The sequence below is a fragment of the Kitasatospora sp. MBT66 genome (genome assembly GCF_000710405.2).
Taxonomy (GTDB): Bacteria; Actinomycetota; Actinomycetes; order Streptomycetales; family Streptomycetaceae; genus Kitasatospora; species Kitasatospora purpeofusca.
This window is the reverse complement of the sequence record NZ_JAIY01000011.1, coordinates 233423-258008: the sequence shown is the minus strand read 5'-3', so window position 1 is coordinate 258008 and position 24586 is coordinate 233423. Positions and strand designations below refer to the sequence as shown.

At 73.3% G+C, this 24586-nt stretch carries 27 protein-coding genes and 1 pseudogene; 8 read left to right on the top strand and 20 right to left on the bottom strand.

The window, feature by feature from the left end; translation table 11 throughout:
• Positions 1-181: 181 nt before the first annotated feature.
• Positions 182-760 (top strand): transposase family protein, encoded by a 579-nt coding sequence (locus BI06_RS47005; protein WP_082558821.1) that lies wholly within the window; start codon positions 182-184, stop codon positions 758-760.
• Here the strand turns inward: BI06_RS47005 and BI06_RS31940 are convergent.
• From BI06_RS31940 to BI06_RS54035, 3 genes and pseudogenes are all read right to left on the bottom strand, one after another.
• Positions 661-1743, bottom strand: a complete 1083-nt coding sequence (locus tag BI06_RS31940; RefSeq protein WP_149030548.1) for an RICIN domain-containing protein — start codon at positions 1741-1743, stop codon at positions 661-663. The two genes, BI06_RS47005 and BI06_RS31940, sit on opposite strands and share 100 nt — an antisense overlap.
• Before the next feature lie 90 nt (positions 1744-1833).
• The gene (locus tag BI06_RS54840) at positions 1834-1959 is read right to left on the bottom strand and encodes a hypothetical protein (RefSeq protein ID WP_043474024.1); all 126 of its coding nucleotides are present in this window, start codon (positions 1957-1959) and stop codon (positions 1834-1836) included.
• Positions 1960-1992: 33 nt separating this feature from the next.
• Positions 1993-2112 (bottom strand): annotated as a pseudogene (locus BI06_RS54035) (ISAs1 family transposase); the annotation flags it as partial.
• A 716-nt stretch (positions 2113-2828) separates the two neighbouring features.
• Between BI06_RS54035 and BI06_RS31930 the strand changes: the two are divergent.
• The 3 genes from BI06_RS31930 (at position 2829) to BI06_RS31920 (ending at position 4057) form a co-directional block, all read left to right on the top strand.
• Positions 2829-3230 (top strand): hypothetical protein, encoded by a 402-nt coding sequence (locus BI06_RS31930; protein WP_149030547.1) that lies wholly within the window; start codon positions 2829-2831, stop codon positions 3228-3230.
• 63 nt (positions 3231-3293) lie between these two features.
• Entirely contained in the window at positions 3294-3683 is a 390-nt protein-coding gene (locus BI06_RS31925; RefSeq protein ID WP_043474022.1) for a hypothetical protein, read from the top strand.
• Between the two features lie 62 nt (positions 3684-3745).
• A complete protein-coding gene (locus tag BI06_RS31920; RefSeq protein WP_149030545.1) occupies positions 3746-4057 on the top strand; it encodes a hypothetical protein in 312 nt (103 codons plus the stop codon).
• Between the two features lie 14 nt (positions 4058-4071).
• Here the strand turns inward: BI06_RS31920 and BI06_RS31915 are convergent, their stop codons facing one another.
• Together BI06_RS31915 and BI06_RS31910 are read right to left on the bottom strand one after the other, a co-directional pair.
• On the bottom strand, positions 4072-4956 hold the full coding sequence (locus BI06_RS31915) for a DMT family transporter (RefSeq protein WP_030397258.1): 885 nt from the start codon (positions 4954-4956) through the stop codon (positions 4072-4074).
• 50 nt (positions 4957-5006) lie between these two features.
• Entirely contained in the window at positions 5007-5813 is an 807-nt protein-coding gene (locus BI06_RS31910) for an alpha/beta fold hydrolase (protein WP_043474018.1), read from the bottom strand.
• Between the two features lie 391 nt (positions 5814-6204).
• Between BI06_RS31910 and BI06_RS31905 the strand changes: the two genes are divergently transcribed.
• Positions 6205-7254: a serine protein kinase RIO gene (locus tag BI06_RS31905; protein WP_051742366.1), complete on the top strand. Its 1050-nt coding sequence runs from the start codon at positions 6205-6207 to the stop codon at positions 7252-7254.
• Positions 7255-7341: 87 nt separating this feature from the next.
• Here the strand turns inward: BI06_RS31905 and BI06_RS31900 are convergent, their stop codons facing one another.
• From BI06_RS31900 to BI06_RS31845, 12 genes are all read right to left on the bottom strand, one after another.
• The gene (locus tag BI06_RS31900) at positions 7342-8442 is read right to left on the bottom strand and encodes an LLM class flavin-dependent oxidoreductase (protein WP_043474017.1); all 1101 of its coding nucleotides are present in this window, start codon (positions 8440-8442) and stop codon (positions 7342-7344) included.
• Between the two features lie 6 nt (positions 8443-8448).
• Positions 8449-9021, bottom strand: coding sequence for a flavin reductase family protein (locus tag BI06_RS31895; RefSeq protein ID WP_043474016.1), 573 nt, complete (start codon positions 9019-9021; stop codon positions 8449-8451).
• Positions 9018-9860, bottom strand: a complete 843-nt coding sequence (locus tag BI06_RS31890; RefSeq protein WP_051742364.1) for an alpha/beta hydrolase — start codon at positions 9858-9860, stop codon at positions 9018-9020. The genes BI06_RS31895 and BI06_RS31890 overlap by 4 nt, the downstream gene beginning before the upstream one ends.
• On the bottom strand, positions 9857-11032 hold the full coding sequence (locus tag BI06_RS31885; RefSeq protein WP_043474014.1) for an LLM class flavin-dependent oxidoreductase: 1176 nt from the start codon (positions 11030-11032) through the stop codon (positions 9857-9859). The genes BI06_RS31890 and BI06_RS31885 overlap by 4 nt, the downstream gene beginning before the upstream one ends.
• A gap of 119 nt (positions 11033-11151) precedes the next feature.
• Entirely contained in the window at positions 11152-12360 is a 1209-nt protein-coding gene (locus tag BI06_RS31880) for an acyl-CoA dehydrogenase family protein (RefSeq protein WP_043474010.1), read from the bottom strand.
• Positions 12357-13418: an ABC transporter ATP-binding protein gene (locus BI06_RS31875; RefSeq protein ID WP_082558820.1), complete on the bottom strand. Its 1062-nt coding sequence runs from the start codon at positions 13416-13418 to the stop codon at positions 12357-12359. Before BI06_RS31875 ends, BI06_RS31880 begins: the two co-directional genes overlap by 4 nt.
• Positions 13415-14542 carry an ABC transporter ATP-binding protein gene (locus BI06_RS31870; protein WP_051742362.1) on the bottom strand — a complete coding sequence of 376 codons (1128 nt, stop codon included), beginning with the start codon at positions 14540-14542 and terminating at the stop codon, positions 13415-13417. The genes BI06_RS31875 and BI06_RS31870 overlap by 4 nt, the downstream gene beginning before the upstream one ends.
• Positions 14523-15557: an ABC transporter permease gene (locus BI06_RS31865; RefSeq protein ID WP_043474008.1), complete on the bottom strand. Its 1035-nt coding sequence runs from the start codon at positions 15555-15557 to the stop codon at positions 14523-14525. The genes BI06_RS31870 and BI06_RS31865 overlap by 20 nt, the downstream gene beginning before the upstream one ends.
• Entirely contained in the window at positions 15554-16627 is a 1074-nt protein-coding gene (locus BI06_RS31860; RefSeq protein ID WP_043474007.1) for an ABC transporter permease, read from the bottom strand. Before BI06_RS31860 ends, BI06_RS31865 begins: the two co-directional genes overlap by 4 nt.
• Positions 16624-18174: an ABC transporter substrate-binding protein gene (locus tag BI06_RS31855; RefSeq protein WP_043474004.1), complete on the bottom strand. Its 1551-nt coding sequence runs from the start codon at positions 18172-18174 to the stop codon at positions 16624-16626. The genes BI06_RS31860 and BI06_RS31855 overlap by 4 nt, the downstream gene beginning before the upstream one ends.
• A 677-nt stretch (positions 18175-18851) precedes the next feature.
• The gene (locus BI06_RS31850) at positions 18852-19835 is read right to left on the bottom strand and encodes a DsbA family protein (RefSeq protein ID WP_369826273.1); all 984 of its coding nucleotides are present in this window, start codon (positions 19833-19835) and stop codon (positions 18852-18854) included.
• Positions 19832-20251, bottom strand: a complete 420-nt coding sequence (locus tag BI06_RS31845; RefSeq protein ID WP_030397272.1) for an Rrf2 family transcriptional regulator — start codon at positions 20249-20251, stop codon at positions 19832-19834. Before BI06_RS31845 ends, BI06_RS31850 begins: the two co-directional genes overlap by 4 nt.
• A 243-nt stretch (positions 20252-20494) precedes the next feature.
• Here BI06_RS31845 and BI06_RS31840 point away from each other — a divergent pair, with 243 nt between their 5' ends.
• Complete coding sequence (locus BI06_RS31840) at positions 20495-21061, top strand: cupin domain-containing protein (RefSeq protein WP_082558819.1); 567 nt, start codon at positions 20495-20497, stop codon at positions 21059-21061.
• A 19-nt stretch (positions 21062-21080) separates the two neighbouring features.
• Here BI06_RS31840 and BI06_RS31835 read toward each other — a convergent pair whose 3' ends face one another.
• Positions 21081-21959 (bottom strand): TauD/TfdA family dioxygenase, encoded by an 879-nt coding sequence (locus BI06_RS31835; protein WP_043474001.1) that lies wholly within the window; start codon positions 21957-21959, stop codon positions 21081-21083.
• 216 nt (positions 21960-22175) lie between these two features.
• On the opposite strand from BI06_RS31835, the gene BI06_RS31830 reads away from it, so the two are divergent.
• Entirely contained in the window at positions 22176-22760 is a 585-nt protein-coding gene (locus BI06_RS31830) for a DinB family protein (RefSeq protein ID WP_030397275.1), read from the top strand.
• A gap of 116 nt (positions 22761-22876) precedes the next feature.
• Positions 22877-23206: a UBP-type zinc finger domain-containing protein gene (locus BI06_RS31825; protein ID WP_233290370.1), complete on the top strand. Its 330-nt coding sequence runs from the start codon at positions 22877-22879 to the stop codon at positions 23204-23206.
• A gap of 22 nt (positions 23207-23228) precedes the next feature.
• On the opposite strand, the gene BI06_RS31820 is transcribed toward BI06_RS31825, so the two are convergent.
• Together BI06_RS31820 and BI06_RS31815 are read right to left on the bottom strand one after the other, a co-directional pair.
• The gene (locus tag BI06_RS31820) at positions 23229-23747 is read right to left on the bottom strand and encodes a dihydrofolate reductase (RefSeq protein ID WP_030397277.1); all 519 of its coding nucleotides are present in this window, start codon (positions 23745-23747) and stop codon (positions 23229-23231) included.
• Positions 23744-24541, bottom strand: a complete 798-nt coding sequence (locus BI06_RS31815; RefSeq protein ID WP_030397278.1) for a thymidylate synthase — start codon at positions 24539-24541, stop codon at positions 23744-23746. Before BI06_RS31815 ends, BI06_RS31820 begins: the two co-directional genes overlap by 4 nt.
• Positions 24542-24586: the final 45 nt, after the last annotated feature.

The following is a 24586-nucleotide window of genomic DNA, read 5'->3' as shown; positions in this document are numbered from 1 at the left end:
GAGGCAGGGGCATTGCATGTTCGCGATCGGTCCGGTTCGCCGGTCTTGTGATGTGATGTTATGTCTCGTTCTGGGGATGGTTGTTCCCCGGAACGCAGTGCAGGCACGGTGCCGGTGATCATGTGGTTGTCGACACCCATGAGAACCGAGCGAGACCGTGCCTGCCCGAACATCATCGCCCATGCCCGCCGGGCTGGGACACCTGACCCTCCAGAATCGCGCTGTCACCCGACAGGATGCCGCTGACCTGCGGCGCTTCCTGATCTGGGTGCCCGACCCACGCAGTCGGCGGGGGCGGCGGTATCCGATGCTCCCCCTGTTGTGCGCGGCAGCTTCGGCCGTGCTGGCCGGTGCCCGTTCCCTCATCGCGATCGGGGAGTGGACAACGGACGCCCCGCAGTCGGCCCTGGAGGTCCTCGACTTCCCGGCCGAGCCGCTCACCGGTGTCCATCCCGTCCCTCACCCGGCGACCGTCCGGCGCCTGCTCCAGCGGCTGGACGGCGACGCTCTGGACGCTTGCGGACTCCACTCCACTGGAGTCCGCTTCGGAATAGACTCCAGTGGAGTCCGGTTCGCTCCTGCAGAAGAGTCCATAGGGCCCCTCCTACGGAGTCTTCTCCACTCCGCAGAGGACTCCATAGGAGGGGTCAACCGATCCCGCTACACGCACTTGCGGATGGTCACCCGGCCACCGTTCTTGGTCATCTCACTGGAGTGCGGCGCGAGACAGAGCCCCGTCCACTGGTTGGCGAAGGTGTAGGTACCGCTGATCTTGGTCGGGTTGACCGACCAGAGCTGGTTGCCCGAGTCCCAGCGGGTCTCGCAGCCCCACCACATGAGCTGGGTGTTCTGGCCGGGCGGGGTGCCGTTGTTGTAGGGGACTGTGAGGCAGTAGCCGTTGTTGTTGCGGATGGTGAAATAGCCGTTGCTCGCCTTGACGGCGTTCCATTTCTGCGCGGCCCCGCCGTCGCAGGTGCGCTGCACCACGAGCCCGCCGTTGGGGACGGTGGGGCCGATGGCCAGGCACTTGCCGCTCAGCAGGTTCTTGTAGGGAGCCTTGCCGCCGGCCGACCACATGTCGTAGGTCTTGGTGGTCGGCGGGTCCTGCCCGCAGATGTCCCTCAGCTCCGTGTCGGTCATCTTGCGGCTCTGATACAACCAGGCGAAGGACCGGCTGGTGTCCGGCACCCGGACGACCGCGTTCTTGACGAGCTCGTTCTTGTTGCCGTCGTAGCGGGCATCGATGTCGACGACCGCCTCGATCAGCGGCTCCCTGACCTCGATCCAGCCGACGCTGCCCAGGGGGACCGTGGCGGTGTGCGTGTGGGTGTCGCTGGTGCTCCAGGTCCAGCTCCAACCGAGCTTGGGCCCGACGGAGGCCTCCCAGTCACCGAACTTCTTCTTCCCGCCGATGTCGAGGCCGAAGGAGAAGCTGGTGGAGGAGCTCTTGGTTCCGGCGACGCTCACGCTGCCGCTACTGGTGCAGCCGTAGGCGATGGGGCTCTTCCCACTGCCGAGCTTGTCGGGCATGGTGGCCTCGCCCCATACCTGCTTGCTGCTTTTGAAGGTGAGGTAGCACTCGGGGTCCCAGTAGATGATGTCCCCGGCCTGCGTGGGCCTCGGGTCGGCGCAGTCCTCGGCTACCTGCGCGGGCGACTTGGCCGCCGCGAACGCCGTCGGGGTCAGCGGGAAGTAGCTCATTATCAAGGCGAGCAACACGATCGTCCTCTTCACGTTCTTCACGAGGCGCGAGCTTAGGGATCATGAATGGCCGCTGAGGGAACGCCGTATGTATCTCAGGGGCATTGCATGGTTGCGGTCTGTCCGGATTGATCACGTGAGGCCGAGGATTCGCAGGGGTCGGGTGTGGTCGCGGCCGGTGTGGCGGAGGGCAGCGGCGATGTTGGTGTGGCCGATCTGGTGGAAGATGCCGATGGCGAGGTTGCGCAGGCCGGCCATGGTGCGGGGCAGGTGGCCGGTGCGGACTTTGGAGTCGTCCTCGCGGAAGGTCCGGTCTCGGACGTGGTGCAGGAGGTTCTCGATGCCCCAGTGGCCCCTGATCCAGGTGGCGAGCTGGACGGCGGTGGCGTCGTAGGTGTCCAGGCCAGTGATCAGGTAGACCCGTTCGATGGTGAGCTTCCCGGTCGAGCGGTCGCGGCGCCATCGGACGATCTGGATCGCCTGGCGGGCGCCGGGATAGGGGGAGCATCGGATACCGCCGCCCCCGCCGACTGCGTGGGTCGGGCACCCAGATCAGGAAGCGCCGCAGGTCAGCGGCATCCTGTCGGGTGACAGCGCGATTCTGGAGGGTCAGGTGTCCCAGCCCGGCGGGCATGGGCGATGATGTTCGGGCAGGCACGGTCTCGCTCGGTTCTCATGGGTCTCGACAACCACATGATCACCGGCACGGTGCCTGCACTGCGTTCCGGGGAGCAACCATCCCCAGAACGAGACATGACATCACATCACAAGACCGGCGAACCGGACCGATCGCGAACATGCAATGCCCCTGGGGTCCCTCGGGTCATCCAGTCCCGAGGGATCCCTTTTGCATAGTAGATTATTTGTTTGCAAATCGGTGTGAACCTGGCTCTGCAGGAGCCTTAGTCGAGGGCGAGTCAGGACGCGCGTGGCCTGAGGGCGCGAGGTGCGGCGACGAGCGTGAAGCCATCGAGTTGGTCGACGGGTCTCGAATGTGCCGGGCGTCGAGGAGAACAGGCGAGGCTGACACCCAGTCATTCTCGCGGTAATGCGAGGACGGGTTCCAGGGCCACGGTCGCACTGTGTCATGGTGAAGAGTTCCAGGGGTTCTGAAGAAGAGAGGAAAGATGAAGGCTCGATTCAGTGGGGTGAAGCCGTGGGAAGCTCCGGGCGACTACTCCGATCTCGATCTCCCGGAGGGCGATTTCCTCGATCTCCACAATGACTTCGGTCTGCTTGGGGTCACCCTGGCCGGCCACCCGAAGGCGGTGCTGCGGCTGGAGTTCGGGCACCCGAGGCGTGGGCGTTTCGCCTTGGAGTTCCACGATGTCGGTGAGCTCGTCATGCAGCAGACCGTCGTGAGTTCCGACGGTTGGCGCGGTGAGCCCGAGGTCGATCCGGACGGGATCGACTCGATCACCTACTACGAGTACGGCGCCGAGCTGCCGCCGGTGTTCGAGGTCCAGTCCTCGTCGCTCCGGCTGAAGTTCCGGGCCTGGGAGGTAACGCTGCGCCCGCTTGCGGCATAGCGTCCTTGTGGTGGGCGGCAGTGAAGTTCAGCGCAGAGAGCAATGCTCCGAAGTAGGCCGATAGTGGACCGGAGTGCCACGGTCGAGCAGGTGGTGTACCCGTGCATCCTGGTGGACGATGACGACTGGTTGATCCCCTGTGCCGGGAGTGATGAGGTCCGGCAGGCGTCCGAGCCGGACTTTCTGAGCGACATCAGGGAAGCGTTCGACGCGGAAGGGAAGCCCTTGCGGCTTTTTGTCGTGGGTGGGAAGGGTGACGGTGTCGACTTCGAGGTGGCCGGACCGCCGCGGCCGGAGTTGCTCAGGCGATGCGTGGAGTCGTATTTCCACTCCTGGACCGATGCTGAGCCTCCGGCGTTCAGTGCTGACACGGTGAGCTACACCCTTGCCGTTGCGCAGACGGCGGCGAGGGTCCCGGTCAGGAAGAAGAAGAGACGGGATCCGAAGGCGTAGCGGCCCTCGCAGGCAGGGGGGTGCGGATTGGCGGGAGGGGATCAGTGGCGCATCATCGCGGCATGATCTCTTGGATTCGCCGTCGGCGCCGTGACAAGCAGCGGGCCCGGGAAGCTTCGTGGGTGAAGGAGCGGGTGGTGCTGACGGCGGACTCCGCCGGGTACCTGGCCGTGGTCTTCGAGCCGATGGGGGCGGTCTACGAGATCCAGCCGGGGGAGGGTCTGGTCATCGTGTTCGAGGGGCCGGCGACCCATCCCGGTGGTGTGGAGCACCGGGCGGACTATGTCTCGGTCTCGCCGGGTCTTGTGGGGCGCATGAGCGCGTTCGACTCGGCGGGGGACGAGATCGACCTCGAAACCGCGGTGCCTCTCTAGAGCGGGAGGCCCGGTCAGGTGCGGCGGGTGACGGCGACGCCGGCCAGGCAGAGGGCGCCGCCGGCCAGGGTCAACAGGGCTGGGGTTTCGCCGAGGAGGAGCCAGGCCATGGCGACGACGAGGGCGGGGACGGAGTAGGTGGTGGCGCCCATGCGGGCGGCGGTGGTGCGGGAGAGCGCGTAGGCCCAGGCGGTGAAGGCCAGGGCGGTGGGGAACAGGCCGAGGTAGACGACGTTGAGGGTGGCGGACACGGGTGCGGCGGAGAGGTCCGACAGCAGCTGGGGGGTGAAGGGCAGGCAGGCGACCGCGCCGATCAGGCAGCCGAAGGTCGTCACCTGGAGCGCGGTGCCGTGGCGCAGGGCCGGCTTCTGGGCCACCACGCCCGCCGCGTAGGTCACGGCCGCGAGCACGCACAGGCCGATGCCGAGCAGTGAACTGCTGTCGCCGCCCGACATGGAGAGGCCCACCACGACCACGCCGGTCAGGGAGACGGCCATCCCGGCGAGCAGCTTGGACGGGAGGCCCTCGCGCAGCAGCCAGCCGCCCAGCAGGGCGATCAGGACGGGTCCGATGCCGACCAGCATCGCCGCCGTGCCCGCGTCGACCTCCTTCTCGCCCCAGTTCAGGGCGACCATGTAGAGGCCGAACCAGAGCAGGCCCGAGACGGCGATGCCGGGCCAGGCGGCTCGTGGGGGCAGGCCCTCCCGGCGGTAGGCCAGCAGGCCGAGCAGGGCGACCGTTCCCACCAGCAGGCGGCCGAGGGCCAGCGATCCGGGCCCGAAGTGCTCGCTCGCGCTCCGGATCGCCACGAACGCGGATGCCCACAGCACCACCGCCGTCGAGGCCGCCGCCAGTGCCTTGCCGTCCCTCGGGACCACGCCCGCCGCTGAGATGCTCATGCGGGAGAACCTATGGTGTCGAGGTTTCGGTCCGCACCGAAATAACGGCCTCAGCCGCGGTCGAGGACGACGTCGGCGACCAGGCGGGCCACCGCCTCGGGCTGCTCCACCATCACCATGTGCCCGCTGTCGGGGACCTCCACCAGGGTGACGGAGGGGCAGGCTTCGAGGGCGGCGCGCTCGGTGTCGGTGAGCCCCACTTCGTCCCGGTCGCCGCGCACCACCCAGGCGCGGGCACCGGACTCGCACAGCCGGGGCACCAGTTGGCCGTGGCGGTCCAGGTAGGCGAAGTACTCGGCGATGGCGCGGTTGCAGAACGCCGGGGAGTTCCGCTTCAGATCGGCGACGAGTTCCTCCCGGCGCCGTTCCGGGAAGCCCTCGGACAGGACCTTCGGCGTCAGCCACAGCATGACCGGCCAGACCACGGCACCCAGCCCCGGCACCCGCCCGAGTGCCGTGGCGACCGCGAGCGCCTTGGACTCGTCCGGCCGCGAGAACGTGGGGGAGAGCAGCACCACCGGTCCGGAGAAGTGTCCGCCGGCCACCATCTCCAGCGCGATGTTGGCGCCGATGCTGTGGCCCACCACGGCCGTGCAGCCGTGCTCGGCCGCGAAGGTGCCGGTGATCGCCGCGTAGTTCTCGATCGACACGTCCACGGGCGCGATCGTGCCGGCGTGGCCGGGGACGGTCGCCGCGATCAGGCGGATCGGTGCGTCGGAGAGTGCGGCGGCGGCCGTCATGTCGGCGAAGAAGGCGGTTCCGCACATCCCGCCGGGCAGGAGCAGCACCCGGTGCGGGGCGTCGGGCGGTCCGGACTCCCGGACGTCCCAGGCATGGAACTGCGCGGCACCGACCATGGTTCGTCCCTCCGGGCTCGTACGACGACCCGCATTCTTGCGTGCCGCGCCGCGACGGTCGGTGACCTTGGGCCGGGCGTGGCATGTCGGCCGTGCGGTCACGGGTAGTGCGGCCGCGAGCAGTGCGAGGACGGGCAGTGCGAGGGCGGGCGGGAAATTCGGTTGCGCCGATCTTGGAAGTCGCTAAGCTCTGACTCGTTCGCGCCGCGGGGCTGCCCGTGGCGTGGGGACTGACGTGGAGAAGCAGAGGAGGTGCGTTTCGATGGTCGCCGCCGTCTCGCGGCGCGCCTTGGTGTGCGCGCCATACGCCTCTTCCTCTCGTCTTTCGCCCACCGGCTGACGACGCCTCGCAACTGGCGCATCGGTGGGCTGTTCCCCAGGAGCCACCACAGTGCGTGAGCGCTTTTCCAGCACCGACACCGATTCCTTCTCCCGTATCCGCGCCAAGGGCGCACCCCGTCGCGGCCGCCGGTCCGAGCGGTTCGACGACAACGAGCCCGAGGTCGTGTTCCGGTTCGACGACCACGGGGCCTATGCCGTCGCCGGTGACGAGTACGCCGACTTCGACGGCGGGCACGAGAACCACGAGAACTACGACGACGTCAGCTACAACGACGACAGCTACGACAGCTACGACGAGAACCCCGACGGCGGCCCGGCCGGGGGCGACCGCTGGTCGACCTGGGACCAGTCCACCCCCACCGAGAAGGGGCCCGAGCCGCGCCCTGCCTGGGTGGTGACCGAACTCGCGGCCGTGGACACCGAACTCGGGCTGGTGAAGACCGGCAAGGAGGCGGACGTGTTCCTCCTGGAGCGCGGGGTGCCGGGCACGGACCGCCGCACGCTGATGGCGGCCAAGCGCTACCGCGACTCCCAGCACCGGATGTTCCACCGCGACTCCGGGTACTTGGAGGGGCGTCGGCACAAGGAGTCCCGGATCGCCCGGGCGATGGCCAAGCGGACGGCGTTCGGCAAGGAGGCCATCGCCGCGCAGTGGGCCGGTGCCGAGTTCACCGCGCTGTGCCGGCTCTGGTCGGCCGGGGTGGCCGTCCCCTACCCGGTGCAGATCACGGGTACGGAGATCCTGATGGAGTTCGTCGGCGACGAGAGCGGCACCGCCGCGCCCCGGCTCGCGCAGCTGAGGGCGGAGGAGGTGGACGTCCAGGACCTGTGGGAGCAGCTCGGCCGGAGCCTGTCGCTGCTGGCCGGTGACGGGTACGCGCACGGGGACCTGTCGGCGTACAACATCCTGGTCCACGAGGGGCGGCTGGTGATCATCGATGTGCCGCAGATCGTGGACGTGGTGGCGAATCCGCGCGGGCGGGCGTTCCTGGAGCGGGACGTGCGCAACGTCGGCGCGTGGTTCGTCTCCCGGGGCCTGCCGGAGCACCGGGTCGGCGAGCTCGTCGGGGCGCTGGAGTTCGACGCGCGACTGGGGTGACGAGGACCTGGGGGAGGGGCCGGTCGGGCGGAGGGGCCGGTCGGGGCGACGGGGACACACCCCGTCGCCCCGACCGGCCACCCCCCGTCAGGCCTCGCGCTTCCAGAGCCCCCGCCCGGCCAGGATCGGCAGCACGTTCTCCCCGACCCAGTACGCCTCCTCCAGGTGCGGGGCGCCGGAGAGGATGAACTCGTCCACGCCCAGCCGGTGGTACTCCTCGATCCGGTCGGCCACCTCGTGGTGGTCCCCGACGAGGGCGGTGCCCGCGCCGCCGCGCACCAGGCCGATCCCGGCCCACAGGTTGGGCGAGACCTCCAGCCGGTCGGTCGAGCCGCCGTGCAGCAGGCGCATCCGCCGCTGGCCCTCGGACTCGCTGCGGGCCAGCGCCGCCTGGGTCTCGGCGATCCGCGCCGGGTCCATGCCGGCGAGCAGGCGGTCGGCCTCCGCCCACGCGGCCTGCGCGGTGTCGCGGGTGATGACGTGCAGCCGGATGCCGAACCGCGGCGTGCGGCCGTGCCGGGCGGCGAGCTCGCGGACGTGCCGGATCTTCTCGGCGACCATGGCGGGCGGCTCGCCCCAGGTGAGGTAGACGTCGGCGTGCCGGGCGGCGACCTCGGCGGCCTCCGGCGAGGAGCCGCCGAAGTACACCTCGGGCACCGGTTCCGGCAGCCGGGTCAGCCGGGCGGCCTCCACCCTGAGGTGGGCGCCGCGGTGGTCGACCTGCTCGCCGCGCCAGAGCCGGCCGGTGATGGACAGGAACTCCCCGGTGCGGGCGTAGCGGCCGGCCTTGTCGAGGAAGTCCCCGTACGCGCGCTGCTCGGCGGACTCGCCGCCGGTGACGACGTTGAGCAGCAGCCGGCCGCCCGACTGGTTCTGGTAGCTGGTGGCCATCTGGGCGGCCAGCGTCGGGCTGAGCTGACCGGGCCGGAAGGCCACCAGGTACTTCAGCCGCTCGGTCTCCCGGGTGAGCATCGCGGTGGACAGCCAGGCATCCTCGCACCAGGCGCCGGTCGGCGTCAGTGCCCCGGTGAAGCCGAGCTGTTCCGCACTGCGTGCGATCTGGCCGAGGTAGGCGATGCTCGGCGGGCGGTCGGTGCCGGCGGTGCCGGGTGTCGAGCCGTGGCCGCCGCCGACGACGTGCCGGCTGTCCCCGGTGGTCGGCAGGAACCAGTGGGCGGTCAGCGTCATGGCGGCTCAGCCCTCCCGGACCGGGGTGAACCCGCCGTAGCCGCCGTCGTGGTGGACCAGCGGCGGGCGGTCGGTGGTGTCGACGGCCAGGACCTCGCCGACGACCAGCAGGTGGTCGCCGACCGGCTGGAGCAGGAACGGGCGGGCCGTGAGCCGGGCGGCGGCGCCCGCGAGGACGGGCGTGCCGTACGGGCCGGTGTGCCAGTCCGTACCGGCGAAGCGGTCGATCCCGCTGCGGGCGAAGCGGTTCGCGAGCTCCCGCTGGTCGTCGCGCAGGATGTGCACGGTGAAGGCCTCGGCCTCCCGTACCGCTGGCGCGGCCGAGGCGGTGGTCGACAGGTAGAAGGACACCAGGGCGGGGTCCAGGCTCACCGAGGTGAACGAGGTGGCGGTGAAGCCGACCGGGCCGGCGGGCCCGGCCGCGGTGATCACCGTGACGCCGGCCGCGTGCCGGCGCAGGGCGCGGCGGAGCAGGTCGGCGCCGTGGGCTCCGGCGAGCGCGGACGGCTGGGTGAGTGCGGACGGCTGGGCAGGCGCGGTCGGCTGGGCGAGGACGGGTCGTTCGTCGAGGGTGGTCATACGGGGTTTCCTTCCGGGGCGTGCGGGTCGGGGGTGCGTCCGCCCGCGTCGGCGGTGACGATCTGGGCGGGCAGGTGCGGGCCGCCCCGCAGGCGTTCCAGCCACTGGACGACGGCGGCGGCGACGCTGCGGTGGGCGGCGTCGTTGAGCGCGTCGTGCCGCCCGTCGGCGACCAGGACGAGATCGGCGGCGAGGCGCTCGGCGAACCGCCGCGCGGTGGCGGGCGGCGAGACCGGGTCGGCGGACCCGTGCACCACGAGCACCGGCACCTCGAAGACCGGCACGCCGTCGGCGGCCGCCTCCTCGGCCGCCCGGGCGAGGTCGGCGGGGACGTCCTCGGCGAGTGCGCCGGGCCGGAAGTCCGGATCGGCGGCCAGCAGGCCCCGGTGCGCCGGGCAGGACGTCCGGGCACCGAGCTCGTCCGTCCAGGCCTCGGCGGTGTCCGAGGCTTCGGGCGCGGCCACTGTGACGGGCAGGCCGACGAGCAGCAGCCCGTCGGGGGCGGCCTGTCGGGCGGCGGCCAGCGCGAGCAGGGCGCCGGTGTCCGAGCCGGCCAGCACCACGGGAGCGCCGGGCGGTGCGGTTTCGCGGGCCTCGGCGACCGGACCGGCCAGGTCCACCCCGTCCAGCGGGACGGACCCCGCGGCCGGCACCCCCGGGACGACCACGCGGTAGCCGTCGAAGGCCAGCCGCCGGCCGAAGCGGGCGTACACACCCGGGTGCTCGCCCCGGCCGGGCAGCAGCAGGACGGTGCCGCGCACGGTGACCTCGGCGGCGGGCTCCCAGACGGCGGAGGACGGCCCGGTCAGTGGCACGGGGGAAGCGGCGGTGGTGGTCATCGGGCCGCACCGGACACCGCGACGGCGGCCTGCCTGGCCTCGGATGCGCGAGCCGCGTCGGATTCCCGCGCCGCCAGGGCGTCCCGACGGGCGACCTCCTGGCGCACCAGCGGGATGAGCTCCTTGCCGTAGTCGAGCGCATCGTCCAGCGGGTCGTAGCCGCGGATCAGCAGCGTGGTCGCGCCGAGGTCGACGTAGTCCAGCAGCGCCTGGGCGACCGTCTCCGGCGTGCCGACCAGGGCGGTCGAGTTCCCGGCGGCGCCGGTCGCCGCGGCCGGGGCCGTCCACAGCGCGCGGTCGTGCCGGTCGCCCTTGGCGGCGGCGGCCAGCAGGCGCTGGGAGCCGACGTTCTGCGGCGCGGCCCCGGGGCCGGTCGGCAGGATCGGGCGGCGTCCGCCGAAGACGTCGTTGCGCTCCTTGATGGTGGCCAGGATGCGGTGGGCGCGCTCCCAGGCCTCCTCCTCGGTGCGGCCGAGGATCGGACGGAAGGACACGCTGATGCCCTGGACGTCGGTGCGCCCGGCGGCGGTGGCGGCGGCGCGGACGGAGGCGATCTGCTGGGCGGTCTCGGCGAGCGGCTCGCCCCACAGCGCGAAGGTGTCGGCGTGCTTGCCGCCGACCCGGTAGGCGGCCTCGGAGGAGCCGCCGAAGAACAGCGGGATGCGCGGCCGCTGGACCGGCAGCACCTCGGACTTGAAGTCGGCGAGGCGGTAGTACGGGCCCTCGTGGTCGAACGGCTCCTCGGCGGTCCAGGCCTTGGTGAGCACGGTCAGGTAGTCGTCGGTGCGGGCGTAGCGCTCGTCCTTGGTGAGGTAGTCGCCGTCGCGGCGCTGCTCGGCGTCGTGGCCGCCGGTGATGATGTGGACGGCGACCCGGCCGCCGGAGAACTGGTCCAGGGTCGCGAAGGTGCGGGCGGCGACGGTGGGCGCGATGAAGCCGGGGCGGTGCGCGATCAGCAGGCCCAGCCGCTCGGTGTTCGCGGCGGCGAACGCGGCGACCTGGTTGGGGTCGGGGCTGGCCGAGGAGTGGGCGATCAGGATGCGGTCGAAGCCGGCCTCCTCGTGGGCCCGGGCGAACCGGCGGGTGTAGTCGGGGTCGACCACCGGGCCGTGCGCGGGGCGGGTCTCGGAGACGTCGTGGGTGGAGATCATGCCGATGAACTCGACGGGCATGGTGGTCTGCCTTTCTTGGCAAGGGGCTCGGCAAGGGTCTTGACGAGGGGGATCGGGAGGATCGGGAGGGGCGTCGCGGGCGGGGCGGGCCCGGTGGAGAAGGGGAAGGCGGGAGCCGGTCAGGCGACCGGCGGGCGGTGCAGGGCGGCCCGGCCCCGGGCGAGCAGGACGGTGTCGTCCTGCGGGGTGTGCACCCGGGCGCACAGCACGTCGCGCAGGTGCCGCTGGAGCGGGTGGTGCCGGGTCAGGCCGTGGTTGCCGACCAGGGCGACGGCCCGCTGGACGGATTCCACGGCGGCGCGGGTGCCGAGCAGCTTCGCCCCGGGCGCCTCGTCGACGGCCGTCGGCTCGCCCGCGTCGACGGCCGCGGCCAGGGCGGCCACCAGCCGCTCGGCGCCGCCGAGTTCGACGTCGATCAGGCCGAGTTCGCTCTGGAAGCGGGGCAGGCTGGCCAGGGGCGCGCCCAGGGCGCTCGGGGTCCGCTCGTGCAGGAAGGCGGTGAGCCAGGACTGCGCGGCACGGGCGACGCCCAGGTAGAGGGCGGCCAGGCCGAGCGAGTTCCAGGCGGCGCCGACCTGGTCCCGGCCGCCCTCCGGGGAGGGGGCGGCGAGGCGTGCGGTGTGGTCGAGCGGGACTCGTACGGCGTCCAGCAGTACGTCGTCGCTGCGGCTGGCCCGCAGGCCGAGGTGGTCCCAGGTCGGCTCGACGGTGATGCCGGGCAGGTCGCCGCGGACCAGGAACGAGCCGACCCGGGGTTCGGGTTCCTCGGTGCGGGCCCACACCAGCAGCCAGCGCAGCGCGGGCGCGCCGGTGGAGAAGATCTTGCGTCCGGTCAGCTCCCACTCGTCGCCGCGCCGTACGGCCACCGTCGCCGGCAGCCCGCCCCGCACGGGGGTGCCGAGCTCCGGCTCCACCCGGACGTGGTTGACCAGGGTGGGACGCTCGGCCGACTCGGCGAGCAGCTGCGCCAGCGGACCGGCCGGCCAGTGGGCCTCGCGCGCCTCGGCAGCGTGGACGAACAGGGTCATCGCGGTGACCAGGGCGACCGCCGGGTCGCCCGCACCGAGCGCGCGCAGGATCCGGACGGTGTCGGCGAGCCCGCGGCCGGGGCCGCCGTGCCGTTCGGCGACGGTCGCGGTGAGCAGACCGGCCCGGTGCACGAGCGCGATGCCCCCGGTGGGGAAGGTGGCGTCCCGGTCGTGCTCGGCGGCCCGCTCCGCGAGGGCGGCGGTCAGGGCGGGCAGCCCGTCGAGGTCGGGCGGTGGGAGAGCGGGTCGGGCGGGGGCCGTCGGCGGGGGTGCGGGTCGGGCGGTCGGTGCCGGTGTCATCGGGGTTGCTCCGAAAGAGAGGTGGCGTTGTCCGGGTGGAGCCGGGCCCGCCAGTCCGGGCTGTGGTGGCAGGCGGCGGCGTGCGCCTCCGGACCGGTGGCGGGGACCGCGAGGCCCGGCCCGAGCTCCGGGACCGCCGCGCAGGCCGCGTCCGCGAACGGGCACCGGTGCGCGAACCCGCAGCCCCCGCCCGGGACGGCGGCCCCGGCCGGCGCCCGCAGCAGCCGCAGAACCGTCCGCCGTGCGGGGTCCGGTCCCGGTGCCGAGGCGGCCAGCAGCGCGCTGTACGGGTGCAGCGGCCGGTCCAGCACCGCCTCCGCCGGGCCCTGCTCGACGATCCGGCCCCGGTAGAGCACGGCGATCCGGTCGGCGATCCCGGCCAGCGAGTCGAGGTCGTGCGAGATCACCACGACGGCCAGGCCCAGTTCGTGGCGGAGCCGGTCCAGCAGGCGCAGCACGTGGTTGCGGTTGGAGGCGTCCAGGGCGCTGACCGGTTCGTCGGCCAGCAGCAGCCGGGGCCGTCCGACGATCGCCCGGGCCAGGGCGACCCGCTGGCGCTGGCCGCCCGACAGCGCGCCGGGGGTGCGGGAGGCCAGCGCGGCGTCCAGGCCTACCCGGTCGAGCGCCTCCCGCACCCTCGGCCCGCGCTCGGCGCGGGGGACGCCGGCCACGGCGAGCGGTTCGCCGACGAGGCGGGCCACCGTCAGATCGGGGTCGAGGGAGCGCAGCGGGTCCTGGAACATGTACTGGACGGTCCCGGAACGCCGCGCCGTCCGCAGCGAGCGGCCGCGCAGGGTGGCGCGGTCCGCGCCGTCGACCGTGATCCGGCCGCCGGTGACGGGGGCGAGCCCGGCCACGGCCCGGGCGAGCGTCGTCTTCCCGGATCCGGTCTCGCCGATGAGGCCCAGGATCTCCCCGGAGCGTGCCTCCAGGTCGACACCGCCGAGCACGGTGGTGCGGCCGTAGCGGACCTCCAGGCGCTCGATCCGCAGGGCGGGGGAGCCGACGGCGGGCGTCGGCCCGTCCGTGATCGCCGAGGCGATGGCGGTGATGCTCATACCGGGACCTCCGTTCGTTCCGGGACGTCCGTCCGTTCGCGGACGCCGCTGAGGGTCAGTTCGGCGCTGCGCAGGCAGCGCACGGCCCGGGGGCCGCTCCCGCTGTCCGTGTCGGTCCCGGGGACGGGGACGGGCGTGAGCGGGACGGCCTGCTCGGCGCAGGCGGCGGTGGCGTACTCGCAGCGCGGGGCGAAGCGGCAGCCGGCCCCGGCGGTGCCGGGCTCGGGCGGCCGGCCGGGGATGACGGCCAGCTCCCGGCGGTCGCGGCGGCCCAGGGAGGCGACCCGCAGCAGCGCCTCGGTGTACGGGTGGGCCGGGGCGGCGACCACCTCGGCGGTCGGGCCCTCCTCGACGACCTCGCCCGCGTAGAGCACGAGGACCCGGTCGCACACCTCGGCGACCACCGCCAGGTCGTGGCTGACCAGCAGCAGGGCCAGCCCGTGCCGGTCGCGCAGCCCGCCCAGCAGGTCCAGCACCTCGGCCTGGACGACCGTGTCCAGCGCGGTGGTGGCCTCGTCGGCGACCAGCAGCTGCGGGTCGCCGGAGATCGCGACCGCGATCAGGACCCGCTGGAGCATGCCGCCGGAGAGTTCGTGCGGGTAGCTGTCGTGGACCCGCTCCGGGTCGTGCAGGCCGACGGCCTCGAAGAGTTCCACCGCCCGTCGGCGGGCCAGGGCCCGGCTGAGTCCGCGCCGGCGCAGTGGCTCGCCGAGCTGGCGTCCGACGGTGAGGCTGGGGTTGAGGTACGAGCCCGGGTCCTGGAAGACGGCGCCGATCCGGGTGCCGCGCACCTGCTGCCACTGGCGGTCGGTCAGGCCGACGAGATCCGTGTCGTCGCTGTCGTCGCTGTCGTCCGCCGTGCCGCCGAGGACGATCCGTCCGGCGGAGACGGCGACCCCGGGTGCCGGCAGGCCGAGCACCGAGCGGCAGGTGAGCGTCTTGCCGCTGCCGGACTCGCCGACCAGTCCGACGGCCTCGCCGGGGAGAAGGTCGAACGAGACGTCGCGGACGGCCTCGGTGCGGCCGTGGCCGACGGTCACGTGCAGCCCCTCGACCCGCAGGGCGGCGGCGCGATCGGCGGACGCGGGACGGTCGGGACCGGGCTCAGGCGGGGTGGGGGACATGGTCGTGCTCCTTCCGGTCCGGCACGGACGGGGCGGGCCCGGTCGAGTCCGCGCCCGGCGCGGACGGCACGCCCTGCACGGACGGCACGCCCCGCACGGACGGGCCGCTCTGCCCAGACGGGCCGCCCTGCACGGACGGCCCACCCGACGCGGCACGCCTCCCCGCGACCCGGCGGGCGCGGGCGGTGGCCGGAGCGGCGCCCGTCCGGTCGCTGTCGGCGAGGACGTCGGCCAGCAGGTTCAGCGCCCCGACGGTGAGCATGATCAGCACAGCGGGCGGGATCGGCGCCCACGGCTGCTGGGCGAGGAAGCCGAGGTCGCTGGCGAGCATGCCGCCCCAGGTCGGGGCGGGCGGCTGCACGCCGATCCCTAGGAAGGTGAGGGAGGAGACCGTGAGCAGACCGGTGGCCAGCGCGTGCGCGGTGGTGACGGCGACGGTCGGCAGTACCTTGCGCCAGATGTGCACCCGCAGGATCCAGGACCGGGAGGCGCCCATCAGCTCGGCGGCCTCGACGTACTGGGCGCGGTCCAGGCCGAGCGCGGCGGCCCGGGTGACGCGGAAGAACAGCGGCGCGAGCAGGACGCCGAGCGCCAGCATCGCCTGGTGCAGCCCGTTGCCGAGCAGGCCGACGGCGGCGATCGCGAAGAGCGTGAACGGCAGCGTCATCAGGGAGTCCACGGCGCGCAGGGCCAGCCAGGACCCGGCCGGGCCGAACCGTACGGACAGCAGTCCGGGGACGACCCCGAGCAGGGCGGCGACGGCCACCGCCTCGACGGCGGCGAGCACGGAGAGCCCGGTGCCGGCCAGCAGTCGGCTCAGCACGTCGCGGCCCAGGTAGTCGGTGCCCAGCAGGTGGTCCGCCGAGGGCCCGCCCAGGATGTGGGCGGTGTCCTGGGCGAGCGGGTCCGCCGGGGCGATCCGTCCGCCGAGCAGGGCGAGCAGCAGGACGAGGGCCAGGACGGCCAGCGCCGCGCGGGCGACGGGCACCCGCAGCGAGGCGCGCAGCGTGTTCACCTGTTCCCTCCCACAGCCAGTGCCGGCCCGGTCCGCTTCGTCGCGCGCCCCTCCGGCCGAGGCCCGCGCCGGGCGACCGGGTTGAGGGCGAACAGCACGGCGTCGACGGCCAGATTGGCGACGAGCACCACCGCGACGGTGACCAGCAGGGTGCCCTGGATCACCGGCACGTCGTGCTGCTCGGCCGCCCGGAGCGAGAGTTGGGCGATCCCCGGCAGGTTGAAGATCCGCTCGGTGACCACGGCGCCGCCGATGAGCACCGGCACGCTCATGCCGAGCACGGTGAAGGCCGGACCGGCCGCGTTCCGCAGCGCGTGGCCGAACAGCACCCGGCGTCCGGACAGTCCGCGCATCAGGGCGCCGGTCGCGTAGTTCCGGCGCAGCTCCGCGACCAGCGACGTCCGCAGTTGGCGGGCGATGCCGGCGGCGGCGTCCAGGCTGAGGGCGAGGGCCGGCAGCAGGGCGAACCGCAGCCACTCGCCCGGCTGTTGGGAGAACGGCACATACCCGCCGGAGGGCAGCAGCCGCAGCTGGACGGCGACCAGGGTGATCAGGCCGATCGCGATCACGAAGGCGGGCAGGGTGCCGAGGAGGGTGCAGACGGCGGTGACCGCGCGGTCCAGCCGGCCGCCGTTGCTCAGTGCCGCCGCGACACCGGCCGCGCCGCCCAGGAGGACGGCGAGCAGCAGGGCGAGGCCGGCGATGGAGAGGTCGACCGGGAGCGCGGTGGTGATCGAGTCGGCGACCGGCACGGTGGTGAACCAGGAGGTCCCGAGGTCGCCGCCGACCGCGTCGAGCAGCCAGTCGCCGTACTGCGCGGCCAGCGGCCGGTCCAGGCCGAACTCGTGGTCCAGCCGGGCGATGTCGGCCGCGGTGGCGGTCTCGCCGAGGACGGCGGCGGCCGGGTTGGCGTCCGAGACGGCGCCGAGGCCGAAGGTGAGCAGCGAGGAGAGCAGGAAGACGGTGACCGTGCTCCCGAGCACCCGCCCCAGCGGGCGCGGGGCGCGCGCCGCCCGGCGGGCGAGGGGCCCCGCGCGCCAGGCGCCCGCGCGGGGCAGGACGGCGCTCACGACGCGGTCACCCCCTCGAACCGCTGCACCGCCGTGAAGGCCGGGATCGGCGAGACGGACTTCCGCCGGGCCAGCAGCCGGGGGACGCTGTAGAGGAAGGTGTTGGGCATCGTGCGCACCGCGAGCGCGGTCGCCGCCCGGAGCGCCTTCGGGTACTCCGGCGAGTCCAGCGGGGTGCGCGAGACCTGCTCGACGGCGGCGGCCAGCTCCGGCGGGGTGCGCCGGCCCGGGTTCATCAGGCCCTGCTCGCCGAAGAGCACCTGGAAGGCCTGCGCGGCGGAGTCGCGGCCCGCGAACTGGTCGGTGAACAGGGCCTTGGCGTGCTGGATGTAGACGATCTGGGTGGCCTGCGCCGCCGGGACCACGTCGATGGTGGCCCGGATGCCGACCTCCTTCAGCTGCGCCTGGAGCTGCTCGGGCAGTCCCTGCGCGGCCGTGGTGGTCAGGGTGAGGTCGACGCCGTCGGGGTGGCCGGCCTCGGTGAGCAGCGCGCGCGCCTTCGCCGGGTCGTACCGGTAGAGGTCGGCCGAGGCGGGGTCGTAACCGACGTAACCCTTGGGGAACGGCTGGTGGTTGACCTCGCCGTAGCCGAACAGCTGGGTCTTGAGCAGGGCCTCCCGGTCGATCGCGAACTTGAGCGCCTCGACCACCTTGGGGTTGTCGAACGGCGTCTTCTCGATGTTGACGTCCAGCACCGCCACCACCAGGGACGGGATCACCTGGACCTCCAGGCCCGCCGCCTTGGCCGCGGCGACCTGGCTGCCCGGGATCTGGGCCACGTCGAACTGTCCGGACTGGAGCCCGGCGACCACGGTGGCGGCGTCCGGCAGCGGATAGAGCTCGAAGTTCTCCAGCTTGATGGCGGTCGCGTCCCAGTAGGCGGGGTTGCGCCGCAGCACGGCCTTGGCGTTCTGGGTGTAGGAGGTGAGGGTGAACGGCCCGGCGCCGGCCGGGCGGGTGGCCAGCCCGGCGGCGTCCGACTCGAAGGCCTTCGGGTTGACGACCATGCCGGTCTTGCCGGCCAGCAGGTTGGGTATCTGGTAGTCGGGCCGGGAGAGTTCGAGCAGCACGGTCTGCGCGTCGGGGGCGGACACCTCGCGGACGCTGGTGAGCTGCGGGGCGACCAGGGACTTGGCTTCGGTGCGGCCGCGGTCCAGGCTCTTCTTGACAGCCGAGGCGTCCAGCGGGGTGCCGTCGGAGAAGGTCAGCCCGGGGCGCAGGGTGAAGGTGACCGAGGTGCCGTCGGCGCTGAACTTCCAGGCCGAGGCCAGGGCCGGTACGGCGGTGCCCTGTTCGTCGAGCTTGGTGAGGCCCGCGTAGACCAGCGACAGGGAGTGGACGTCCCAGCCCGCCGAGGAGAACACCGGGTCCCACGAAGTCGGCAGCGCCCAGCCCCACTTGAGGGTGCCGCCGGCGGTGGACCCGCCCGTCCCGGCCTGCCCGGGGTCGCCGCACGCGGCGAGGGCGAACGAGGCGCCGAGGCCCAGGCCGAGGCCGAGCAGGGAACGTCTGCCGAGCAGCGGGCGGTCGCTGGAGGAGCTGGTCATGACGGTCAGTCACCTTTCGGAGGGTGCGCGGCAGTTCCGGCTGCGGGCACGGCGCGGGAACGGGTACGGTCGCGGGCCGGAGCGCGGGATCGGGGCAGGGCGGTGGGTGGAGCGACGGCGCGCGGGGAGGCGGCGCCGGGAAGGCACGGTGGGCGGCGCGGACGGGCCGACGGGCGGCGCCGAGGGCCGGGAGCGCGTGGGAGACGCAGGGGGGTGGCGGTCGGCCGGGGGAGAGGGCCGGTCGGCCGGGAACCCGGGGCCCGGGCGCCGGGTTCAGGGCCCGAAGCGCCGGGGGTCAGGGTTCGTACGAGCGGTTCGCCCGGGCGGGCCGGGGCTCGGCGGCGTCTTGGCCGCCAGGTCCGGACGCGGTCAACAACAGTGGGTGCTGCTGGTGCGTCGGTGACTCGTCCAGCGGCGCACCGGGAGGGGGTGCGTGGAGGTCATGGACTCATCCTGGCCAGGTCAGCGGCCTGCTGTCAATGGACACCAAAAGGTGTCTCTTTGCTTCGGGGGGTGCCGCAACACGCCCTCAATGTGCCGTTCACGCGGCACCGTTGCGACGTCCACGGAGCGCCGTTGCGGCGGCGGGATCCGGCCGCCGCGCCGAGCGCGGGGCGGCGCCGTGTGACGTCTTCGTCCCGTTCGGCGGCGCGGGCCCTCGGTCGGTGGCGGGGAGGTCAGCGGGCGGCGGGGGAGCGGTGGGCCGCCACGACGGCCGGGCCGGAACGCTCCTGCGGGTGGAGGACGACGTCCCCGTTCGCGGTCGGCACGCGCCGGGCGCCGGCCGGCAGCCCTCCGGTCGCTCCGGCCAGCTCGGGACCGGTCAGGCTCCGGTACCGCTCCAACAGCTCCTCGGCGGTGGGGACGCGGTCCGCCGGCGGCAGCGGCGCGGGGGAGACCGCGGCCAGCGCGCTCCGGTACTCGTCCGGGCTCCGCCACCCCGGCACCACCCGGCGCCCGCCCGGCCCGGTGAACACCACGGTCGGCAGCGCGTACCGGTGGCCGCCGTCCTCGGTCTCCTTCGCCGCTCCCGGGTGGGGTCCGTCCCCGCGCAGTCCGATCACCTCCGGCAGCGGCCGCCGGGCCTCGGCACGGTCGCGCAGCACCCGCTCGCGGACGGCCGCGGAGGCCAGGTCGGCCCGCAGCCGCGGCTCGTCGAGGCCGGGTACCCCGGCCACCGCCGCGAGCACCCGCTCGGGGGTGTCGGCCGGCTCGCCGAGGACGAACACGCTCTCCCGCAGCCGGCGCAGCACCCGGTCGGCGACCAGCGGACCCTGCGCCTCGGCGGCGGCCGCCGCCAGCGAGGACGGCCAGCTGCTCGCCGCCACCCAGCCCAGCCGGGCGGCCCTCGGCGCGCCCGCGTGGTCGGTGATCCGCTGGACGTACCCGGCGTACCAGGCCGTCTCGGCGGCCGGGTCCGGCGCGGGCTCCTCGTCCTCGTCGAACAGGACCCCGAAGACCCTGCGGTGCCGGCAGCGGCCCTCCGCCTCGCGCAGCAGCGCCCGCAGTCTCGGCTCGGCCGCCCAGGACCACGGGCACATCGGGTCGGTGTACTCCACGACCTCGACCTCGACACCGACCGCGACGGTAGCGACCTCGCCCGCAGTGGCCGCGGCCGTGCCCCAGGCTTCGACCCCGGCTTCGCCCTCGTCCCCGCTCACGCGGTCGCCACCCGGACGCCGGAACGCACCAGTTGGGCCACCGTCGTGCCCGAGAGGATCTCCACGGCGCGCTCCTCGACGCTGCGCCAGACCGACGGCAGTCCGCGCGCGGGGCCTGGGTAGTCGAGTCCGGCCAGCGGCTCGCCGCGCAGCGTGATCACCTCGCCGTCCACCGCGCGCACCACGTCCAGCAGGGTGATCTCCTCGGCCGTCCGGCCGAGCCAGTAGCCGCCCTCGCAGCCGCGCTGGCTGCGGACCAGCCCGGCCCGCCGCAGTTCGCCCACCACGGACTTGAGGAACCGGAACGGGATGCCCTGGGAGGCGGCGATGGCCTCGCAGGTGAGTGGGCGCGACGTGTCGCAGGCGAGCTCGACCAGAGCCCGGGCGGCGTAGTCGGCCTTGGCGGATATGTGCATGCACCCGAGTATCCCCCGGGCGGAGCGGTGCTCAAGTCCCTTGTCCGCCAAGGGCGGGCCCGGTCGGCGGGAAAAGACACCTCTTGACATCCTTTTGCCGCCGGGCCTAGCGTCCGGTGACATCCCGGGGCGTGGGGCGCGGCCGGGAGAGGCACGGGAGACGCCGGGAGGCACCGGGAGGCACCGGGAGACGCCGCCCCCTACTGTCCTGCCGCCCAACTGCCCGCCCGACCCAGGAGCACCATGTCCGCCGAACGCCACTCCCACTCCCATTCCCACCCCCGCACCCCCGCGCCCGCCGCCGAGGACGCGGCCGTCGTCACCGAGGCCGGCACCGGCTTCCACCCGCACCTGCACGCCACGGACGCCCCCGCCGACACCGCCCTGCGGGCCCGGCTGCACCACATCCGCGCGGGTGAACTCGACGACGGCACCGCCCAGACCGGCGGGATGCGGCGCTTCGCCGCGATCAGCGGACGGACGGTCGGCTCGGAGAAACTCTGGATGGGCCAGACCCACGTCGCCCCCGCGACCGCCTCCTCCGACCACCACCACGGCGAGTCCGAGACCGCGATCCACGTGGTCAGCGGACACCCCGAGTTCGTCTTCGTCGACGACTCGTCCGGCACGCCCGAGGAGATCCGCCTGCGCACGGGCCCGGGCGACTACATCTTCGTCCCGCCGTTCGTCCCGCACCGGGAGGAGAACCCGGACCCGCACCAGGAGGCGGTGGTCGTCATCGCCCGCAGCACCCAGGAAGCCATCGTGGTCAACCTCCCCGGCCTCTACGCGCTCGGCGACGGCGGCTGACCCCGCCCGGCCCCGTTCCTCACCGGTCGGCGGGCCGGTCCGCCCAGACCCGGGCCAGACAGCGCCGCTCTCCCGGACCGGCGTGATCGACGAACCCGGTCCGCCCGTGCAGGACGGCCGTGTTGTCCAGGAACAGGAGGTCGCCCCGCCGCAACGGGACGCGCAGCACCGTCCCGGGGTCGGTGAGCACCCCGTGGAGGGTGTCCAGCGCCGCCTGCCGGCCCGGCGGGAACGGCCGGCCGGCCTCCTGCTGGCCGCGCTCGATCCAGTAGCGGTTGTACTGGACGTGCAGGCCGTGGCGGCGCTGCCGGAAGACCGGGGAGACGCGGTCGAAGTCCGGTCCGCGCCCGAAGTGGAAGTCCTGGTACAGGTGGTGCAGCGCGGACGGGTCCTGCTCCGCGAGCCGGTCGTGGACGGCGCGGGCGCTGACCAGCAGCGACTCACCACCGGTCCGGGCGGGGCGGATGCACAGCAGGCCCAGCAGCCACGGCGACTCGGGGCCGTACGAGCGGTCGGTGTGCGGGTCGAGCGTCCTGGCGTCCCCCTCCCGCTGCCTGGCACGGTCGGCGGCCGAGAACTCGACCGCCGGCGCGGTCTCGGCGGTGAGCAGGTCGTCCGCCGCCGGGCCCGCCGGGAGCGGCACCACCGTGCCCAGCCGCGCCGCGAAGCGCCGGCACAGCTCGGCGCACTCCGGATCGCCGAGCCCGTCCAGCTCCAGGCCGCGCACCAGGGCCAGCCCCGGCCCGTGGCGCAGGGCGTGGGCGACGCGGGAGACGCTGCCGACCGGATCGGCCGTGCCGTCCGGTCCGCCCGGCGGCCACGGAACGACCCAGTCCTGCTCGTCCAGCGTGTCGGGGGTCCAGGCCCGGGGCCCCGGCCCCTCGGCACGTCCCGTCATCGGTGCTCCCCTTCCCCGCCGGGTGGCGCGCGCGGTCCGAGCGGGCTGCCGTCCGGACAGCCAGGCCGTGTCCACCAGCCGCACGAGCGGGAGTCCCGAGACGTTCTTCCCCGCCCCCCCGAGGCGAAAACCCCGCCCCGACTGTCGCCGGGCGGTCCTTGCGGACCACGTACGGGATTTTGAGACCACGAGCAGCCCATGGCAGGCTCATGCCGCATGATCGACGAATTCGCGAAGGACAACCTTCACGGGCGACTGCGGCGCGACCGCAAGGCGCTGCTCTGGAAACTCGACGGCCTGTCCGAGTACGACGCCCGCCGACCCCTGGTGGCGACCGGGACCAACCTCCTCGGTTTGGTCAAACATGTGGCCACCGTCGAGGCCAGGTACTTCGGCGAGGTCTTCGACCGCCCTTCCCCGGAACCGTTGCCCCGGTGGCAGGACCACAGCGGCAGCGACCTGTGGGCGACCGAGGACGAGACGCTCGATCAGATCATCGGGTTCTACCGGCGCACCTGGGAACACTCGGACGCGACGATCAACGAGCTGACCCTCGACGCCCCCGGCCACGTGCCGTGGTGGCCCGAGCCCGGTCCCAACACGAACCTGTTCGCAGTCCTGGTCCATGTCCTCGGCGAGAGCAACCGGCACGCCGGCCACGCCGACATCCTGCGCGAGGGCCTCGACGGCCGGACCGGGGTGCGCCCCGAACACGAGAAGCAGATCGACGAGGACGCCCGTGCGGCCCACTGGGCGAAGCTCGAGCAGCTCGCCAGGTCGGCCGCACCGGTGGAGGCTTAGAAGTTGCCTCATGCCCTGATCACACCCTGGGCAGTCCGATCAGGTGCCGACGGTCACCACCACAGGACAGCAGGTCCGTCCTGCGTCGCCCGGTCCGGCCTCGTAGGGTGTGCCCTGTGAACGAGCGGTACGAATGGCGGGTGGCGCCAGATCCCGGCCGGGCCGTCCAACCGACCTGCGACCATTTCGACGGCCTGCACGAGGTGCCCGCGAACGCGGCCCCCGGCTGCGAGGACTGCCTGCGGGAGGGGCGCACCTGGGTGAACCTGCTGGCCTGTCTGAGCTGCGGGCACATCGGCTGCTGCGACAGCTCCCCGGGCCAGCACGCCTACCACCACGCCCGCGCCCACCACGCCCACCACCTCGCCCGCTCGCTCCGGCCGGGCGAGGACTGGGCCTGGTGCTACACCGACGAGGTCTACCTGCGCCCCGCGCGCCCGGCGTGACCGCGGCGGTGGGTCCGGAAGATCAGTCCGAGTCGCCGCGGCGTACGTAGGTGCGGATCCGGTAGCGCACACCGGACGCCGAGGTCTGCGGTCCGCCGTCCTCGGCCACCGTCCAGGCGGGGCCGACGGCGGGGGCGTAGGTGTCGCCCGGCACCGACAGGTCGACCTCGGTGACCGAAAGGGTCGCGGCCCGGTCGATGACCTGGCGGTAGAGCTGCCCGCCGCCGATCACCCACGTCTCGGCCGCGGTACCCGTCCCGGGTTCCGCGGCCGCGAGCTCCAGCGCCTCGTCGAGGGATCCGGCACGGTCCGCGCCGTCCGCCGACCACTGCGGATTGCGGGTCACCACGATGTTCCGCCGCCCGGGCAGTGGGCGGAACCGCGGCGGGAGCGACTCCCAGGTGCGGCGGCCCATCACCACGGGGCGCCCGAGGGTGGTCGCCTTGAAATGCGCGAGGTCCTCGGGCAGGTGCCACGGCATCGTGTTGTCCGCGCCGATCACACCGTCCGGCGTCTGGGCCCAGATCAGTCCGATCCTCATACCGCGACCGGTGCCTTGATGGCGGGGTGGTGCTTGTAGTCCACCATCTCCACGTCGCCGAACGCGTAGTCGAACAGCGAGTCGGCCTGCCGCAGCCGCAGCTCGGGGAAGTCGAACGGCGTCCGCGAGAGCTGCTCGGTCACCTGCTCCACGTGGTTGTCGTAGATGTGGCAGTCACCGCCGGTCCAGATGAAGTCCCCGGGCTCCAGGCCCACCTGCTGCGCGACCATGTGGGTGAGCAGCGCGTAACTGGCGATGTTGAACGGGACCCCGAGGAACAGGTCCGCGCTGCGCTGGTAGAGCTGGCAGGAGAGCCGGCCGTCGGCCACGTAGAACTGGAACAGGGCGTGGCACGGGGCGAGCGCCATGGCGTCCAGCTCACCCACGTTCCAGGCCGACACGATCATGCGGCGCGAGTCCGGATCGTTGCGCAGCGTGTCGAGGACCTGGCTGATCTGGTCGATGTGCCGCCCGTCGGGGGTGGGCCAGCTGCGCCACTGGACGCCGTAGACGGGGCCGAGGTCGCCCTCGTGGTCGGCCCACTCGTCCCAGATGGTGACGCCGTGCTCACGCAGCCACTTCACATTGGACTCGCCGCGCAGGAACCACAGCAGCTCGTACACCACGGACTTCAGATGCACCTTCTTGGTGGTGACCAGCGGAAACCCCTGCGAGAGGTCGTAGCGCAGCTGGTGTCCGAACACGCTCCGGGTACCGGTGCCCGTCCGGTCGGCCTTGGCCGTCCCGGCGGTGAGCGTGTGCTTCAACAGGTCTTCGTACTGGGTGTCCACCACGAGGGGAAAGTGTACGTGCCCGCTCGGTCTGCCTTGATCCGCGGC